The sequence below is a fragment of the Anaerophaga thermohalophila str. Valhall genome, assembly GCF_000250735.1.
In the GTDB taxonomy this organism is placed as follows: Bacteria; Bacteroidota; Bacteroidia; order Bacteroidales; family Marinilabiliaceae; genus Anaerophaga; species Anaerophaga thermohalophila_A.
Genome location: NZ_AHZV01000296.1, coordinates 13,589 through 29,403 on the forward strand (window position 1 = coordinate 13,589; position 15,815 = coordinate 29,403).

Below are 15,815 nucleotides of genomic sequence, written 5' to 3' on the forward strand. Positions count from 1 at the left end.
GTTTTATTTTGTTATTATATCTAAACTTCTATTGAATGTTCTTCTTTCAATCTTCGCTGATTCAACTCTGTTGTAATCGCATCCACTTTATTTTGATCCAGAGGATAAAATTTCATCAGAACAGCACCAAGGAAAGCGATGACAGCAGGTATCCAGCTCATTAACATTACGATACCCGGAACAGCCCCCTGAATAGCCACAGCATCATGTCCGTCATAATTGAATGCCGAAAGTACCAGTCCGATAATGGCCCCGGCCAAACCTCCACCAAATTTGGTGGAGAATGACCCTGCCGAATAGACCAGTCCGGTAGCCCTTCTACCGTTCTTATATTCAGAATAATCGGCTGCATCGCCAAGCATTGCAAAGAAAAGCGTAGGAAAAATAGCAGCACCAAACTCAGAAACTATGCCAATGGCAAAAATGGGAACAATATCGTTGGGCCCGCAAAATGCAATCAATGCATTAACACCTCCCGAAAATATCAGGGCATAAATGAAGAGCCGGCGTTTGCCGAATCGTTTTCCCAGAGGCGATGTGGCCATTGCACCAAGAATGGAAGCGATCATCAAACCCACCATATAAGACCCGGCCAATAATTGGTTGTGAAGATAATGAGTGAAATAGATCACTGTAATCCCCTGTTTAATGGAATTATAGATATTAAACAGCAAGCCGATGATCAACAATACGAGCCATGGCCGGTTGGAAATCAGGTCCTTTAAATCTTTCAGCAGGTTTGTTTCTTGTGTCTTAGGTGGTGAAACCCGTTCCCTGGTAGCATAGAAAGTAATAATCAAGGATATTGCCAGTAACACCGACATCAGATAAATAGCTTTGGAATAGCCTTCTTTCTGGTCGATGATGGTTATCTTGCTTTCATCCAGAGCCGGTTCGCCCTCTACAATAAAAGTATAAGGAAGACCAGCCTCCATAGAAAAACTTTTCTCCTGGGTTGGAACATTGACACTGTCGGCCATTTCAGCAACCGCCCAAACAAATGTTGCTACTCCTGCTTTGGTTTTTATCCGAACATTTTCGACACTCTCAGGGGCAGAAACTGTGACTTCATATTTTTCATCATTCAGGTCAACCATTTTAATGGTCGGGTTTATATCCCCGAAGTTTGCCACCAGGAACAAAAGAGCTCCCTGCACAAGCATTCCGCCTGCAAAAGCTCCAACCATCCTGTAAGAACCTATGCTTGTGCGTTCTTTATCATCGCCTGTCATAACGGCCATCAAAGCTCCGTAAGGAATATTGTTGGCAGTATATATCAGGGTAAAAAGAATATAAGTGACGTATGCATATATGATTTTCCCGGTCGGACTTAAATCAGGCGTCGTAAAAAGCAGAGAAAGCATAACGGCAAGCGGGATGGCCGTCCATAAAATCCATGGACGAAATTTACCATACCTCGAATTGGTACGATCGCCGATGATGCCCATTACGACATCACTGACACCGTCACTGGAACGGGCTATCAGCATCAAAAGACCTACAGCTGCAGGGTTAAGACCAAAAACATCGGTATAGAATACAATCAAAAAAGTAGCTACTCCGCGCCATGCAATATTGGCTGCGGCATCTCCCAATGCATAACCCGCTTTTTCTCTTATGCTTAACTTCTGCCTGGTTGCTTGCATGGTTGAGTTTTAAATGTTAAAATCCAACACCTCTTTCCTGGTTTTTTCATATACCTCACGACTGAACATGTAAAGGCGGGCTGGCTTGTGAGCGACACCCTTTTGCTTCTCATCCAGTGGAATTAGATATTTCATGCGCGCAATTTTTTTGCGAAAATTCCTTTTGTCCAGTTCAACCCCCAACACTACCTCATACAGCTTCTGAAGCTGTGAAAGTGTGAACTTATCGGGTAATAATTCAAACCCGATAGGTTCATAAAGTAACTCGCGACGAAGGGCAAGAAGAGCTGACTGCAAAATATGATAATGATCGAATGCCAGATCGGTAACCTCCGATACGGGATACCATTTAACATTTCTCCCCTTCCACTTCAGCGTAACGTTTTCAGTAGCCAGAAGAGAGTAATAGCCTACCGATATTATCCTGCTGTTGGGATCACGCCCACTTGCCCTCAACCAGGCCTGGTCGTTAGGACGTTTCAATCGGTCGGGATCACAAAAAGCACCAAATTGCTTCAAATAGATATTCTCCAACCCCGTTAAATCGAACAATATACGGGCGGCAGCATCTTCAAGACTCTCATGCTCGAAAATGTGATTTCCGGTAAGCGTCAAATCAGAGAACAACTCTCTGCCTGTCTTTTCATCTTTTAACACCCGATCAACCAGCAGGACATTCAGTTTTTCAAAATCGAAACCGAATATCACACAATCAACTGATATTGAATTATTCAATTGTGCTTTTACCATTTTTGTTTATTTATTTTTTCAGTAATCGAATCATAAATTTGAGATATTCACTCCCGACTGAAATACCTTCACAAAACGCAACCCACAAATATTTCTTTTTCGGATATTTAATGCGTAATTTTATTAAGCTCCCTGCTACCATCCTACCCTTCTACCTTTCCACCCTTCATCCTTGCTCCATGCCCTCTGTCCTCTTCTTCTGCCTTTCAACTACATTTTTTAAGTTAAGAGTTTTCCTAACCGACTATCGTAAATAACAAAAACCAAAATATCCTTGTATCTTTACCCATCTGAATGTTTTAAGCAGCAATCATCATCCTCAATGTCAAAAGTACCATCCATTCCCAGAACAGAACATAATGCAATAAGTGTTTAAAAAACACTTATGTTTTGAGTTGCTAAATTAACAATGAATCCTAAAAACACAAAGAAATCAAAAATAATTTTAAAACCTAAAATAGTGTTTATTGTACTTTAAACACTTTAATCCCTTTAAAAATATGGAATAGAGAATTTATTATAAAAAATGTTAAAAGTCGAATACTCCTGATAGTTTCCGATATTCTCATCAAAATTGTAAAAAATATTATTTCTTGTTTTCTTCATCGCATCAGAAAAAGAAATTAATCCTTTCATGAACTTTCTCACGAAGGGCATAGTTATATCTTTGCAAAACTTAAAGAAAATAATTGTCATGCAAAAAAGTCAGATATACACAAAAGCCGGAGACAAAGGTAAGACCGGATTAATAGGGGGAACAATTGTCCCTAAACATCACTTCAGGCTGGAGGCTTATGGAACTGTTGATGAGCTAAATGCTCAAATAGGATTGATCAGGGCTTTTTCGGGCGAGAATGAGACTACAGAAGTGCTACCTCGTATACAGGAGCAACTTTTTATGATCGGGGCATATCTGGCTACAGACGACACGATTTCAGAATTACGCTCGAAGCTTAATTGTGATGAAGCAGAGATTGAATTTCTTGAAAAAGAGATGGACAGGATGGATGCTTCACTTCCTCCCCTGAAAAACTTTATTCTGCCGGGAGGCCATCCGTCTGCTGCCCAGTGCCACATTGCCCGCACTGTTTGTAGAAGAGCAGAACGTCGTATCAGTCAGATGGCCGCGGAAAACAAAATAGATCCGTGGATTTTAAGGTATCTGAACAGATTATCAGACTATTTCTTTATACTTTCTCGCTTTCTGGCAAAACATTTCGATAATGACGAAATAAGATGGGAACCTAAGTTGTAAGATTGTTTTTTTTTTCTAATTTCGCAGAAAACAGCAAGAATATAAAAACAAAATATTATTAAGAGTTAAATTGTATTTGCTATGTATTGGACTCTTGAATTAGCATCAAAACTGGAAGATGCGCCCTGGCCGGCTACAAAAGATGAATTAATTGATTTTGCCATTCGTTCGGGGGCACCCCTGGAGGTTATTGAAAATCTTCAGGAAATTGAGGATGAAGGAGAAGTATATGAGAGTATTGAAGACATCTGGCCCGATTATCCCAGCAAGGATGATTTTTTCTTTAATGAGGATGAATATTAATTCGTAAAGGGCATTCTAAAACAACATTAATAAGAAAGAAGGTCGTCTGCTTTGTCAAGACGACCTTTTTTACACTAATCGGAGAATTGATAGTCACTATAATCCGTTCTCTGCACCTCCTCCTCAATTTCCTGGAAATAAAATATCTCCTCATATTTTTTGGGGCGATATTTTTCCAGCCATAAAAAACCTTTGAGAAGTGTTGATTCCTCGTCAAGCACGAAAGGGGGATTCATGTTTCCGGCTGGCTGGGTGCGTAAAATGATAGTCTCTACCTTTCTGTTTTTCAAAAAGATGGTCAAACTACTACTCTCAGCTCTGTTCACACCTATTACGTACTCCTGGTCTTTAGGGTAGTAGACCGTTTGCCCGTTTCCATCAACATCTATTTTATAGAGCTGATTATCTTTAAAATAACCGGTCATCTTTTTGCCCTTGATCTGGTTGAAATGAATAGAATCCTCGGGAGCAATCAGAAAGGCATTTTCAATCATTTCGGCTTTATACAAAACCCGGTTGCGGGTATAAAGTTTTATTTCACTGGCAGTCATCTGGTTCCCTTGTGCCCAAATAACCGGATCGTGATAAAAAGTATTGGTACTGTCGCGAAAATCATAAACCATAGAATCGCATCGTCCCTGCAAATCGTAACGATAGAACTGTACCTTATGAAAAGCTCTTACAATTTTATTTTCTAAATCCCCGGGGATGGGATCGGCTCTCAATGTATCAGCATGCAGAAAGAGCGTATCGTTTCCGTAAACTTGCTTTAAAACAGCCTTCTTTGTTGCCAGGGCCTTCTCGGTTTTTTCATTATAATATCCGTAATCGCCGGTGATTATCACGTTATTCGCAGTATCCTCAAGGGCCATTCCCGAAAAGACTTCGCCAAAACCATCATTCCGGTTGTACAAAATGGTATCGCCCCTCAGAGTTTGTTCGCCTCCGTCGATATAATTGTTTTTAAGTAAACGGGCCCTGTCATTGCGGGTATCGTAAAAGCCCAGCTCTGAGAAAATCTTGTTTTCGTCACTATAAATATTTGTAGGTCCGACAATGCCAACAACCTCAGATCTGGTAAAATACTTCAAAGTATCACTATACATTTTGTAATCGGGATTGATCAACACCACACTGTCTTTAAAGTTGACCTCGCCGGTTCGGGGATAATAAAAGCCCAGACTGCTGGTGAGTTGATTACGTTCGTCAACAATTTTCCCTCCGTTAAAGTAATAGGCAACATCATCTTTCCTGTCATAATCAAGAAAATCCGTGGTGAGTACAATATTCTTGTTTACCAGCCTCACATTTTCCCTCACTTTCGCAAGTTCCTCGTTGCCATCATAATTCAGTTTATCGCCGTAAAGATGTATGGTATCATTCTGGATAATGTGAATAGAACCGAAGGCCTCTACCCTGTTGGAGTCACGATTAAGTATTGCACTGTCGCAAAACATCCTTGTATTGAGATGTTGCATTCTTACATTTCCGACAAGAGCCCATGTGTTTTTACCCAGTCGCTTTTCGGCTCCCTTCATCAGATCGGCGTATTCAATCAAAATTTTCCTGTTTGCTTCCTGGTCGCTTTTTCCCGGGTCCTGTGCCCGAATAAAAACAAAACTTCCAACAAGACAAAACAATACCACGATTGTTTTCAGCAGCCGTTCAACACCATAAAAAAAACCTCCAAAATAGTATTTAGACATATACGTAAGTCATTCTAACAATAAAACGGGTACCGATTCCAGGGACGAGTTCAATCCAACTTTAAAATAAATTTTATACAGATGAAACAAGCATGGCAAGATTTGCCACATAGATTGTTGGGATTGTCAGGATTGTCAGAGGATGTGATAAAACATATAACACTCTAACAATATTAACAACTTAACAATTATAAATTCTTCCATGCGAGTTCCATCAGTCGTTAAAAAATAAATAAAGCAAGTTAATTGGAGACCCCCTCAATCTTGCCATCCATATCCAAAACCGATGCCGATACGGGAAATGACAGGCGGTTCTTCAAGTCGGGCTGAAACAAATAATCGAAGCGAATCCCCTTTTCACGGACAGTCTGACCATCAGCTCCAGTGTAAGACAAAACACAGATTTTATCTTCGGGAATCATTTTTGCAATATTCACCCCGTTTCGGCACAATATAAAGAATCCGGCTTCATTGCCATTCAGGATATAACTTTTTTGATAACCAGTTTCAGGCGCCTGGGTAATGCCGGTCAAAAAGAATTCGGGACTGCTGTTCTGGACAGGGAATATACCCCCCCGGGGTGAAGCATTCAGAATAATGCGACCGTTCTGCTCATTAATTTCTATCCAGATATCAGCACTGTCAAGGTGGAATGTGTTCTGTCCGGAGAGAAAATCAAAACCCCATCTTACCAGATTTTTTCCATTTGGCTGATCCAAAATCCGGGTTTCACGGATAAAAGGCACCTCGGAGGAGAATGACGAAAAATCCATTCTTCGGACAATCAGGCTCGCATCAAAAGGATGAGGCGTAATAAAAAGGGTGTCTTTCAGAACGGACTTTTTAACCACTTTGTATTGTAAGCCTCCCAGGTAGCCGGGAGCATTAACCTTTACCGTTAAACCAAAAGCCCTTGGAAAAGACAGGTTAAACCGGCCATATTCATCGCTTAACGAATACCGGTTAATTTCAGCTGTCTCGTCAATATTCTGTTGATAAGTCGCTGCAGCTGAAATCCGGGCATGCGGAACCGGTCTGCCATTAGTTTCGTCGGCTACAATTCCCTGCCAGGTAATATCGTATACTTCCCGGGCACAACCGGAAAATAAAACGGTTATTCCAAAAATTATGCCCGATATTTTAATAATATTTCCGGTCATCTTAGAAATCAGATTATTTAATCCATCCCTTAAATTCAAAACCACATTCTTTCCATTCGTCTTTAATGGTTATGTAGGTCTCTCTTTGCTTTTTTCGTATCCAGTCTCTGAAAGTTTCCTCGCTCTTTTTATTCTCCAACATTCGTTTTATCGTCTGGTAATCATCAACCATATTTGCGGTATGAGGTGGGGTTTTCTTTGTGAGTTTTACGATGGTAAACTGGTCGACACCAAGTCGCTGGTCTTTCATTAGAAACGGTGCCGAAATTTCCCCTTCCTCCATTTTCTCCAGTTTCTGCGCAATATCAGGCTGAATTTCCTGAAGTTCAAATTTCGTAGACTGTGTACGGGGATTGATAACATATCCCCCATTGGCACGGGAATCTTTATCGGAAGAGTATCGCAAGGCAGCTTCCTCAAAAGAAATACTGTCCTTTCGTATTAAAGACACGAGTGAATCAGCCATTTCGCGGGCTTCTTCGATGGCCTCGCGCGAAGGTTTTGGTTTTAAAAGAATATGACGAACATTTATCCTGTCTCCCTGCCGCTCAATCAACTGCATGATATGAAAGCCAAATTCAGTTTCCACAATCTTGGAGACTTTATTTTTGTCGCGCAGGTTAAAGGCTACCTGTGCAAATTCAGGCACCAGACTGGCACGTGGAGTCAGGCCAAGTTCTCCGCCTCGTGCTGCACTGTTAGGGTCCTCTGAGTAAAGAACAGCCAGTGTTGCAAAATCACGCCCTTCCCTCACCTGGCGCTGAAAATCACGCAAACGTGCTTTCACCCGTTCAATCTCTTCCTGGCTGATCTCAGGTGTAATAGCAATCTTCTGGTACTCATATTGAGCCGGCATTTTGGGCAAACTATCTTCTGGCGTTTCCCTAAAAAACCTCCTGATTTCCAGAGGAGTAACATTAACATCTTTGGTAATCTCCTGCCTCATCTGCTGTGTCAGCATTTGATTACGGACTAACTCCCTTTGTTCTTCCTTAATCTGGAGTATCGATTTATTAAGCCATTCTTCCAGTTTTTCACGCGAACCGGCACGGTTAATAAAGTTATTGATCTGCCGATCAACCGTCATTAATACTTGATTTTCACTAACTTCTATACTGTCAATTTTAGCTTGTTCGAGCAAAAGATTCTGAATCATCATCTGTTCCAGAATATGACATCTCATATCTCCGGCAAATTCAGCTCCTTCCATCAGAGCCTGCTGATATTGAAATTCAATATCCGATTTAAGAACAGGCTCATCTCCAATCACAGCTATAACTTCATCAATAACATTACTCTGTCCCGTCACAACCGCGGGAGAAAACAAGGCAATAAAAAGAAATTTATAAAACCGGTTTCGTATTTTGCTCATAAGTTTTGGCATAAAGATGGTACAAGTTTAATAGAAATTTATGATTTTTTTCTGAAGTGCTTCATTATATAATTCTTTCTCCAGACTGTTAATAAATTCTGCCCGTTTTTTATTCAGAAGAATAGCACGAATGCGCTCTTCTACATAGCTAAGGGGGGCGGTATTTCCAATGGTCATAAAATCTGTTACCACCAAAAAATATCTGTATTTATCGTCTGTTTTTTCGTAATAGCGGTTATATTGCAAAAACCGTTCCTCATTTCGAACAGGGTCCGGCAAGCTGGCATTTATGCGTTGAAATGGGGTCCACTTATCCAGAAAAGCATGATACAATCTTGCATGTTGCGCACTGTATCGATCCAACTGAACCAAATCTTCAGAATCGGCCGAGCGGCACCAGCGACGCACTTCTGAAATATTGGGAGCATCGAGTGGCAGCTTTAGGATCAAACCGCGAATGATATTTTCCTGAAGCGTGAAGTTATCCTGCATTTCATTATAATATTCCTCTATCTCTTCGTTGCTTAATAACGGAGAATATTTTTGTTCCAGCATTTTCTGCTGATAAATGTTAACAAGCAGGGAAGTGCGATATTCATCCAAAAGTTGGCTTACATCTTTCTCTTCTTCTGTAAGATTGGACTCTGCCTGCCTGAGAAAGAGTTTATTCCTTACCCAACGATTCACATAATCGTCGGCCAGAGCGGCACTGTCTTCGTCATTTACATCATCAGGAAGTACCTTTTTAAGATCATTGGTTGTCAGTACCTCCTCCCCAACTCTTACTACGGGAGTGGTACCTTCATTATTTTCAATGTTTTCACATGCACCTGCAAAACCTGCTAACAGCAAAAGAACAGCAACTTGTTTTAATAAATTAATCTTCATCAACAATACTTCGTTAAACTTTTACGAAAAACTGGTAATTAATTGTTTTATACAATCAATGAGTGCGGTATAAAAAGTTGCGAATTCCATCAGACCAATAACAATGAATTAAGATTCCTGTATGCAAGCCATCACAAATAAACAGTGTCTGTTCATAAAGTGTCATTTGCAAAGCTTACGAAGTTGGAAAATGCAACCACAAATACAAAAATAATGGTTTGTTTGTTCTGTTACAAACTATTCTTATACTGTGGAATCAAAAAACAACCCGGGCAACGGATTTGCGTTGTCCGGGTTTGCTGGATTATTTCAGAACAATTTTTATCTCGAATAATTGGGTGCTTCGCGCGTTATGGTCACGTCGTGCGGATGACTTTCCATAACGCCGGCATTGGTAATACGGGTAAATTTGGCGCCATGAAGTGCCTCGATACTGCCGGCACCGCAATACCCCATACCTGCACGCAATCCACCAATAAGCTGGTAAATAACTTCATACAAAGTCCCTTTATAAGGAACACGAGCAGAAATTCCTTCGGGAACTAACTTTTTAATATCGTCTTCCACATCCTGAAAGTAACGATCTTTTGAACCTTGTTGCATCGCTTCAATGGAACCCATTCCACGATAAGTCTTAAATTTCCGGCCATTATAAATAATGGTCTCTCCGGGCGATTCCTCCACGCCGGCAAATAAAGAACCGGCCATAACAGAATGTGCGCCGGCGGCAAGGGCTTTAACAATATCTCCGCTGTACCTGAGTCCTCCATCAGCAATCAGGGGTACATCGGTATCTTTCAAGGCTTTGTGAACATCATAAATAGCAGACAACTGAGGAACACCAACTCCGGCAATGACACGGGTGGTACAAATAGAGCCGGGTCCGATGCCCACCTTCACGCCATCTGCGCCGTTTTTAACCAGATCAATGGCTGCTTCTGCCGTTGCAATGTTTCCAACAACGACCTCAAGACCGGGATACCTGCGCTTGGTTTCTTTCAAGGTTTGCAAAACGCCCCGGGAGTGTCCGTGGGCGGTATCAATAACGATTGCATCCACATTTGCCCTCACAAGGGCATCAATACGCTCAAAGGTATCGGCAGTAACCCCCACTCCGGCAGCCACTCTCAGGCGACCCTTGCTGTCTTTGCAGGCCAAAGGTTTATCTTTTGCTTTGGTAATATCTTTGTAGGTCACCAATCCTATCAATTTGTTGTCTTTATCAACAACCGGCAACTTTTCAATTTTGTGTCGCTGCAGAATATCAACTGCCTTTTCCAGATCGGTAGTCTGATTGGTAGTAACCAAATTGTCGGAAGTCATCACCTCCTCAATAGAACGGCTGTAATCCATTTCAAAACGCAGATCGCGGTTGGTTACAATTCCAACCAGATAGCCCTTTTCGTCAACTACCGGTATCCCGCCTATTTTATACTCGCTCATTAACGCCAAAGCATCTCCGACTGTACGATCGCGCATTATAGTTATCGGATCGTAGATCATCCCGTTCTCGGCTCTTTTTACTACCTCTACCTGTTTGGCCTGTTCTTCAACAGACATGTTTTTATGAATAACCCCGATACCTCCTTCTCTGGCAATGGCAATGGCCAGACGCGCTTCGGTAACAGTATCCATTGCAGCCGAAACTATTGGAGTATTCAAAACAATGTTACGTGAAAAACGGGTGGATAAATCGACTTCGCGAGGCAACACTTCCGAATATGACGGAACCAGGAGCACATCGTCAAAAGTCAAACCATCGGATGCGATTTTGTCTTCAAAAAATGACATGGGCTGATGCTTTTTAGGTATTTACCTGCTTCCTTCATATTTTCTTCTGTCGCGATGCTCAAGAATCGGCAAAACACCAATGTCCGCTGTAAATTTAAACTGAAAACAGATTACTTGTTCACTGTTTCAAATTTATCAGGTGTTGCTTGTCTTTTTTGATACTTGAACATCTCGTGCCGAAAACTTATGAATTAAGCAGTTTAAAAATTTTGGCAAAGGTAAGAAATTCTCAGTTTTTTATCTTCAAAAAACAGAAGGAATACTAATTTTGCCTCATGCCTGATCGATATCTGGATATTCTGCGCAGATACTGGGGATTTGACAGTTTTCGTCCTCTCCAGGAAGTTATTATCCGCTCGGTAGGAGAAGGTAACGACACGCTTGCGCTGATGCCAACCGGCGGAGGCAAATCCATCACGTTCCAGGTGCCTGCCCTGGCTACAGAAGGTTTGTGCCTCGTGGTAACACCGCTTATTGCCTTAATGAAAGACCAGGTAGAAAATCTGAAAAGAAATGGAATAAAAGCCGCCGCCATTCATTCAGGGCTCACTTATCGCGAAATAAAAGTGGCTTTTGATAATGCCATTTTCGGGGGAACTAAATTTCTCTATGTTTCGCCGGAGCGGCTGGCCACAGATCTTTTCCTGGAAAAGCTGCCCCATTTAAAAATTAACCTTCTGGCGGTTGATGAAGCACATTGCATATCGCAGTGGGGATACGATTTTCGTCCTTCCTACTTAAAGATAGCGGCAGTTCGTGAGCTTATTCCTGATGTACCGGTTCTGGCTCTGACTGCAACCGCAACACCAACCGTTGTGGATGATATAATGGAGCAGCTGCATTTTAAAAAGAAAAATGTATTCAAAAAAAGTTTTGCGCGGCCAAATCTTGCCTATGTTGTCAGGCCTACAGAAAGCAAGGAAGAGCAGCTGCTTAGAATTCTTAATTCTGTTGCCGGCAGTGCCATTGTATATGTCAGGAGCCGCAAAAAAACACGTGAATATGCATCCCTTCTGCAACAACACCAAATTAGTGCTGAACATTTTCATGCCGGACTCACCTATGCTTCGAAGGAAGAAAAACAAAACAGGTGGAAGCATAACCAAACCCGGGTTATGGTAGCCACCAATGCTTTTGGAATGGGGATTGACAAACCCGACGTTCGGCTTGTTGTGCACATGGATGCGCCCGACTCACTCGAAGCCTACTTCCAGGAAGCAGGCCGTGCAGGACGCGACAACAAAAAGGCCTATGCAGTGCTTCTATGGAGCGACAACGATAAGCTAAAACTTAAAAAACAGGTAGAAACCGCATTCCCTGAGCCTGAAACCATTAAGAATGTCTACGATGCGTTGGGTAACTTCTTTCAATTGCCGGTTGGTGCAGGTTTTCAGATGGTCTATGACTTCGATATAGGAAAATTCTGCAGTGCTTTTAATTTTAGTATTCTGACGGTATACAACTCTCTGAAAATTCTTCAGAGAGCCGGATATCTCACATTCACCGAGGAACTGGATATTCCCTCAAAAGCGATGTTTCTGGTGAAAGGAAATGATCTTTACAAATTTCAGGTAGCCAACGAAGATTTAGACCCTTTTATTAAAATATTACTACGTAATTACACGGGACTTTTCACCGAATATGCCTCCATCAATGAAGCCGATCTTGCTAAAAAGTCAGGCACCACTATTGAAACCGTTTATGCCGGTCTCTCCAAACTCGGCAAAATGGGAATCATTCATTATATCCCGCGTCGCAAAACACCTTTGATCAGCTATACCCAGTCCAGAGAGGAGTTAAGATTTATCAGGCTCCCCAAAGAAGTCTATGAAGAAAGAAAACAAAAATATCTGGATCAGACCGAGGCAGTAATCGATTATGCTTCGTCTATTAATATCTGCCGCAGCAGATTTCTTTTGAACTATTTTGGCCAGACAAAGTCGGACAATTGCGGTATTTGCGACATTTGTATTTCAAGGAAACAGACCGGACTGGACGATACTACCTTCAAGAAAATAGAACTAACCGTAAAAGAAAAACTCAGTCGCCGAATGATGAAGGCAGAAGAACTTGTTGAATTGCTCCCGTACAACAGGGAAAAAACTTTAAAAGTGCTTCAGTGGCTGGAAGACCATGAAGTGATAGGAGAAACTGAAACAGGCGAATTGGAATGGCTGTAGCTCTGTTATTTTTGCATTCATCAACATTAATCACTACATTATCAATATTTATCACTAATTTTGCACCCGATATGGAAACAGATTTTGAACATCCGGTATATTCGAAAAATGTCATTGAATTTGTGACGGTTGCAAAGGAATTTTGTGCCTGGCTGGAAAAAACACCGGATTTTCCGAGAAGGGAATTTGTTGATACAGGCCGTAAAATGTTACCTCTTTTGTATCTGAAAGCATCGGTTTTGCCAAAGACAGAAACAATGCTCAAAGACGATTTCCTTGAGAAATTTGTATCGGAAGAGGAATATCAGCAGATTCAAAATGCCATTTTATTGAAAATGGGCCCCTACAACGATTACCTCGAAGTTTTTACAGCCGACATGCAACGCAGCGTGGAACCTTTGACAGCCACCATTTCAGAAAATCTTTCCGATATCTATCAGGATGTAAAAGACTTTTTGATGAGTTATCGTACCGCGGTAACAGAAATAATGAATGATGCACTGATAGAACTGGTAAACAACTTTGAAGAATATTGGGGTCAAAGGCTGGTGAATGTTCTCAGAGCTCTTCATGAAGTTGCTTTCAATGGAGAAGACATAGACGAGGAAAATGATGAAGCTGATCCACTTGAGGACAAAAGAAATAAAGAAGACTGGTTGATATCAAAAATGCAAAAAGACTGGCAAAATGACCACAATGGCGATAATTTATGAATAAAGCAAGGTTAACACCAATCGGTTAAAAAACTCAAAATATTGAATGCATAATAAGATCACAAAAGAGGACATAAAGGAATTACCACTAAAGCAGTTCGAAGGAACTGTAAATGTAGTAGAAGATCCCAAACAGGTAACTCATGTTGTGGAAAAACTCCGGAATGAGAAAATTATCGGCTTCGATACCGAAACCAAACCATCATTTAAGAAAGGGGTCTCGCACGATGTGGCTCTGCTACAATTAAGCACTGAAGAAGAGGCATTTCTGTTCAGACTGAACATTACCGGTTTCAACGGAGCTCTGACAAAGCTTCTTTCGAACCCCGGAATTAAGAAGGTTGGAGTCGGTATACGTGATGATCTGAGAGGATTGCAGCAACTCAACAATTTCACACCAAAAGGATTTATTGACATTCAGGAACTGGCACCAAAATACGGAATAGAAGTATTGAGCCTGAAGAATCTGGCAGGACTCCTCCTTGGCATCCGCATTTCCAAAAGACAGAGACTTTCCAATTGGGAGGCCGATGCATTAAGTGAAGGACAAATATTGTATGCAGCAACTGATGCATGGGTGGCACTAAAAATCTACAATAAAATAAAAAAAATGAAACCCGTCGCATCAAGTCCCGTTAAAGCCGACCAAAAAAAGAAAAGCTCTTAAACTTTCCAATCATCTACATGGAATTTGCTAAAATCTATCTAAAACCTGGTAAAGAACAAAGTATCCTGAGGTTTCATCCGTGGGTATTTTCCGGAGCCATCAACAAAATGAACCGGGAAATTGAAGAAGGTGAAGTGGTTGAAGTATATGACCACAAAGAAAACTTTATGGGAATGGGCCATTCTCAAATAGGCTCTATTGCCGTAAGGATTTTCTCGTTTGAAAAAGTGGAACCGAATGAAGCTTTCTGGACAAAAAAGATACTACAGGCTTTTGCTTTGCGTAAAACCATTGGCCTTACAAATTCCGCCCAAACCAATGCATGGCGCCTGGTTTACGCCGAAAGTGACGGCATGCCCGGTCTCATCATCGACATGTATAACGGAACTGCAGTTCTTCAAATTCATACCGTTGGCATGTATCTAATAAAAGATATGCTGTGCAACGCTTTGGAAAATGTTTTTGGGCCAGACCTTAAAGCTATTTACAATAAATCGGAAGGAACCATTCCGTATAAGTCCCGGATTGAGCCCGAAAATGGCTTTCTGAGAGGAAAAACCGAAGACAAAACGGCAATGGAGAACGGCCTTCGCTTTTTGGTCGACTTCGAAAAAGGTCAAAAAACCGGCTTTTTTGTTGATCAACGGGAAAACAGAGCGCTTCTGGAAAAATACAGCAAAGACAGAAATGTGTTGAATCTGTTTTGCTACACCGGCGGCTTCTCCATTTATGCATTACGGGGAGGTGCTTCGAGTGTAGACTCGGTCGACAGCTCCGAAAGAGCCATTGAACTGACCAAACAAAATGTAGAACTGAATTTTCCGGGAGACAAAAGGCATAAATCTTTTGCTGAAGATGCTTTCAGATTTCTCGACAAAAGCAAAGATCAATATGACCTGATGATACTTGACCCGCCGGCTTTTGCCAAACACCTGAAGGTTATCCCCAATGCATTGCAGGGGTACAGGAAGTTAAATGCAAAAGCCATCGAAAACATCAGACCCGGCGGTATCATTTTCACCTTTTCCTGTTCCCAGGTAATTAACCGTGATGCTTTCAGAAAAGCTGTATTCTCAGCTGCTGCAAAAACAGGACGAAATGTACGTATAATGCACCAGATGGAACAACCAGCCGATCATCCTGTTAGTGTCTATCACCCTGAAAGTGAATATCTGAAGGGGCTGGTTCTTTTTGTTGAATAAACTGATTAGTGCGTGTCCACAATAGATCGTTAGATTTTTAGATATAAGATGTAAGATGATTGTTACAACCTTGATCTAATGCATTTTAACTGCCAAACCCATTAAGATGCAAACAATTGGTTTGCAGTGTATTGCAAAAGCTTAACGGAGTATTGTGTCTATAAACTCGACAAAAAATTTTT

13 protein-coding genes are annotated in these 15,815 nt (G+C 41.4%); 6 read left to right on the forward strand and 7 right to left on the reverse strand.

Annotated elements, in window-relative coordinates:
* Positions 1–20 precede the first annotated feature (20 nt).
* On the reverse strand, positions 21–1,646 hold the full coding sequence (locus OQ5_RS0115470; RefSeq protein WP_016778355.1) for an MFS transporter: 1,626 nt from the start codon (positions 1,644–1,646) through the stop codon (positions 21–23).
* Positions 1,647–1,655: 9 nt separating this feature from the next.
* Positions 1,656–2,396: an NUDIX hydrolase gene (locus OQ5_RS0115475; RefSeq protein WP_016778356.1), complete on the reverse strand. Its 741-nt coding sequence runs from the start codon at positions 2,394–2,396 to the stop codon at positions 1,656–1,658.
* A gap of 694 nt (positions 2,397–3,090) precedes the next feature.
* On the opposite strand from OQ5_RS0115475, the gene OQ5_RS0115485 reads away from it, so the two are divergent.
* Positions 3,091–3,651, forward strand: coding sequence for a cob(I)yrinic acid a,c-diamide adenosyltransferase (locus OQ5_RS0115485; RefSeq protein ID WP_026055332.1), 561 nt, complete (start codon positions 3,091–3,093; stop codon positions 3,649–3,651).
* A gap of 81 nt (positions 3,652–3,732) precedes the next feature.
* Positions 3,733–3,954: a DUF2795 domain-containing protein gene (locus OQ5_RS0115490; protein ID WP_010425069.1), complete on the forward strand. Its 222-nt coding sequence runs from the start codon at positions 3,733–3,735 to the stop codon at positions 3,952–3,954.
* 74 nt (positions 3,955–4,028) lie between these two features.
* Here the strand turns inward: OQ5_RS0115490 and OQ5_RS0115495 are convergent, their stop codons facing one another.
* From OQ5_RS0115495 to guaB, 5 genes are all read right to left on the reverse strand, one after another.
* The gene (locus tag OQ5_RS0115495; RefSeq protein WP_016778359.1) at positions 4,029–5,660 is read right to left on the reverse strand and encodes an OstA-like protein; all 1,632 of its coding nucleotides are present in this window, start codon (positions 5,658–5,660) and stop codon (positions 4,029–4,031) included.
* A 242-nt stretch (positions 5,661–5,902) separates the two neighbouring features.
* Positions 5,903–6,820: a carboxypeptidase-like regulatory domain-containing protein gene (locus OQ5_RS0115500; protein ID WP_016778361.1), complete on the reverse strand. Its 918-nt coding sequence runs from the start codon at positions 6,818–6,820 to the stop codon at positions 5,903–5,905.
* Positions 6,821–6,833: 13 nt separating this feature from the next.
* Positions 6,834–8,192, reverse strand: coding sequence for a peptidylprolyl isomerase (locus tag OQ5_RS0115505; protein WP_016778362.1), 1,359 nt, complete (start codon positions 8,190–8,192; stop codon positions 6,834–6,836).
* 27 nt (positions 8,193–8,219) lie between these two features.
* On the reverse strand, positions 8,220–9,080 hold the full coding sequence (locus OQ5_RS0115510; protein WP_016778363.1) for a hypothetical protein: 861 nt from the start codon (positions 9,078–9,080) through the stop codon (positions 8,220–8,222).
* A gap of 321 nt (positions 9,081–9,401) precedes the next feature.
* The gene (gene guaB / locus OQ5_RS0115515; RefSeq protein WP_016778364.1) at positions 9,402–10,871 is read right to left on the reverse strand and encodes an IMP dehydrogenase; all 1,470 of its coding nucleotides are present in this window, start codon (positions 10,869–10,871) and stop codon (positions 9,402–9,404) included.
* Positions 10,872–11,146: 275 nt separating this feature from the next.
* On the opposite strand from guaB, the gene OQ5_RS0115520 reads away from it, so the two are divergent.
* From OQ5_RS0115520 to OQ5_RS0115535, 4 genes are all read left to right on the forward strand, one after another.
* The gene (locus OQ5_RS0115520; protein ID WP_016778365.1) at positions 11,147–13,051 is read left to right on the forward strand and encodes a RecQ family ATP-dependent DNA helicase; all 1,905 of its coding nucleotides are present in this window, start codon (positions 11,147–11,149) and stop codon (positions 13,049–13,051) included.
* Between the two features lie 71 nt (positions 13,052–13,122).
* The gene (locus tag OQ5_RS0115525) at positions 13,123–13,764 is read left to right on the forward strand and encodes a DUF5063 domain-containing protein (RefSeq protein ID WP_026055333.1); all 642 of its coding nucleotides are present in this window, start codon (positions 13,123–13,125) and stop codon (positions 13,762–13,764) included.
* A gap of 46 nt (positions 13,765–13,810) precedes the next feature.
* Positions 13,811–14,431: a 3'-5' exonuclease gene (locus OQ5_RS0115530; RefSeq protein WP_016778368.1), complete on the forward strand. Its 621-nt coding sequence runs from the start codon at positions 13,811–13,813 to the stop codon at positions 14,429–14,431.
* A 17-nt stretch (positions 14,432–14,448) separates the two neighbouring features.
* Entirely contained in the window at positions 14,449–15,633 is a 1,185-nt protein-coding gene (locus OQ5_RS0115535; protein WP_016778369.1) for a class I SAM-dependent rRNA methyltransferase, read from the forward strand.
* The last annotated feature ends 182 nt before the right edge of the window (positions 15,634–15,815 follow it).

Excerpts from the sequence above, each read along its gene's own strand:
- OQ5_RS0115470 (WP_016778355.1), bottom strand. The coding sequence starts at position 1,646 with ATGCAAGCAACCAGGCAGAAGTTAAGCATAAGAGAAAAAGCGGGTTAT.
- OQ5_RS0115475 (WP_016778356.1), bottom strand. The coding sequence starts at position 2,396 with ATGGTAAAAGCACAATTGAATAATTCAATATCAGTTGATTGTGTGATA.
- OQ5_RS0115485 (WP_026055332.1), top strand. The coding sequence starts at position 3,091 with ATGCAAAAAAGTCAGATATACACAAAAGCCGGAGACAAAGGTAAGACC.
- OQ5_RS0115490 (WP_010425069.1), top strand. The coding sequence starts at position 3,733 with ATGTATTGGACTCTTGAATTAGCATCAAAACTGGAAGATGCGCCCTGG.
- OQ5_RS0115495 (WP_016778359.1), bottom strand. The coding sequence starts at position 5,660 with ATGTCTAAATACTATTTTGGAGGTTTTTTTTATGGTGTTGAACGGCTG.
- OQ5_RS0115500 (WP_016778361.1), bottom strand. The coding sequence starts at position 6,820 with ATGACCGGAAATATTATTAAAATATCGGGCATAATTTTTGGAATAACC.
- OQ5_RS0115505 (WP_016778362.1), bottom strand. The coding sequence starts at position 8,192 with ATGAGCAAAATACGAAACCGGTTTTATAAATTTCTTTTTATTGCCTTG.
- OQ5_RS0115510 (WP_016778363.1), bottom strand. The coding sequence starts at position 9,080 with ATGAAGATTAATTTATTAAAACAAGTTGCTGTTCTTTTGCTGTTAGCA.
- guaB (WP_016778364.1), bottom strand. The coding sequence starts at position 10,871 with ATGTCATTTTTTGAAGACAAAATCGCATCCGATGGTTTGACTTTTGAC.
- OQ5_RS0115520 (WP_016778365.1), top strand. The coding sequence starts at position 11,147 with ATGCCTGATCGATATCTGGATATTCTGCGCAGATACTGGGGATTTGAC.
- OQ5_RS0115525 (WP_026055333.1), top strand. The coding sequence starts at position 13,123 with ATGGAAACAGATTTTGAACATCCGGTATATTCGAAAAATGTCATTGAA.
- OQ5_RS0115530 (WP_016778368.1), top strand. The coding sequence starts at position 13,811 with ATGCATAATAAGATCACAAAAGAGGACATAAAGGAATTACCACTAAAG.
- OQ5_RS0115535 (WP_016778369.1), top strand. The coding sequence starts at position 14,449 with ATGGAATTTGCTAAAATCTATCTAAAACCTGGTAAAGAACAAAGTATC.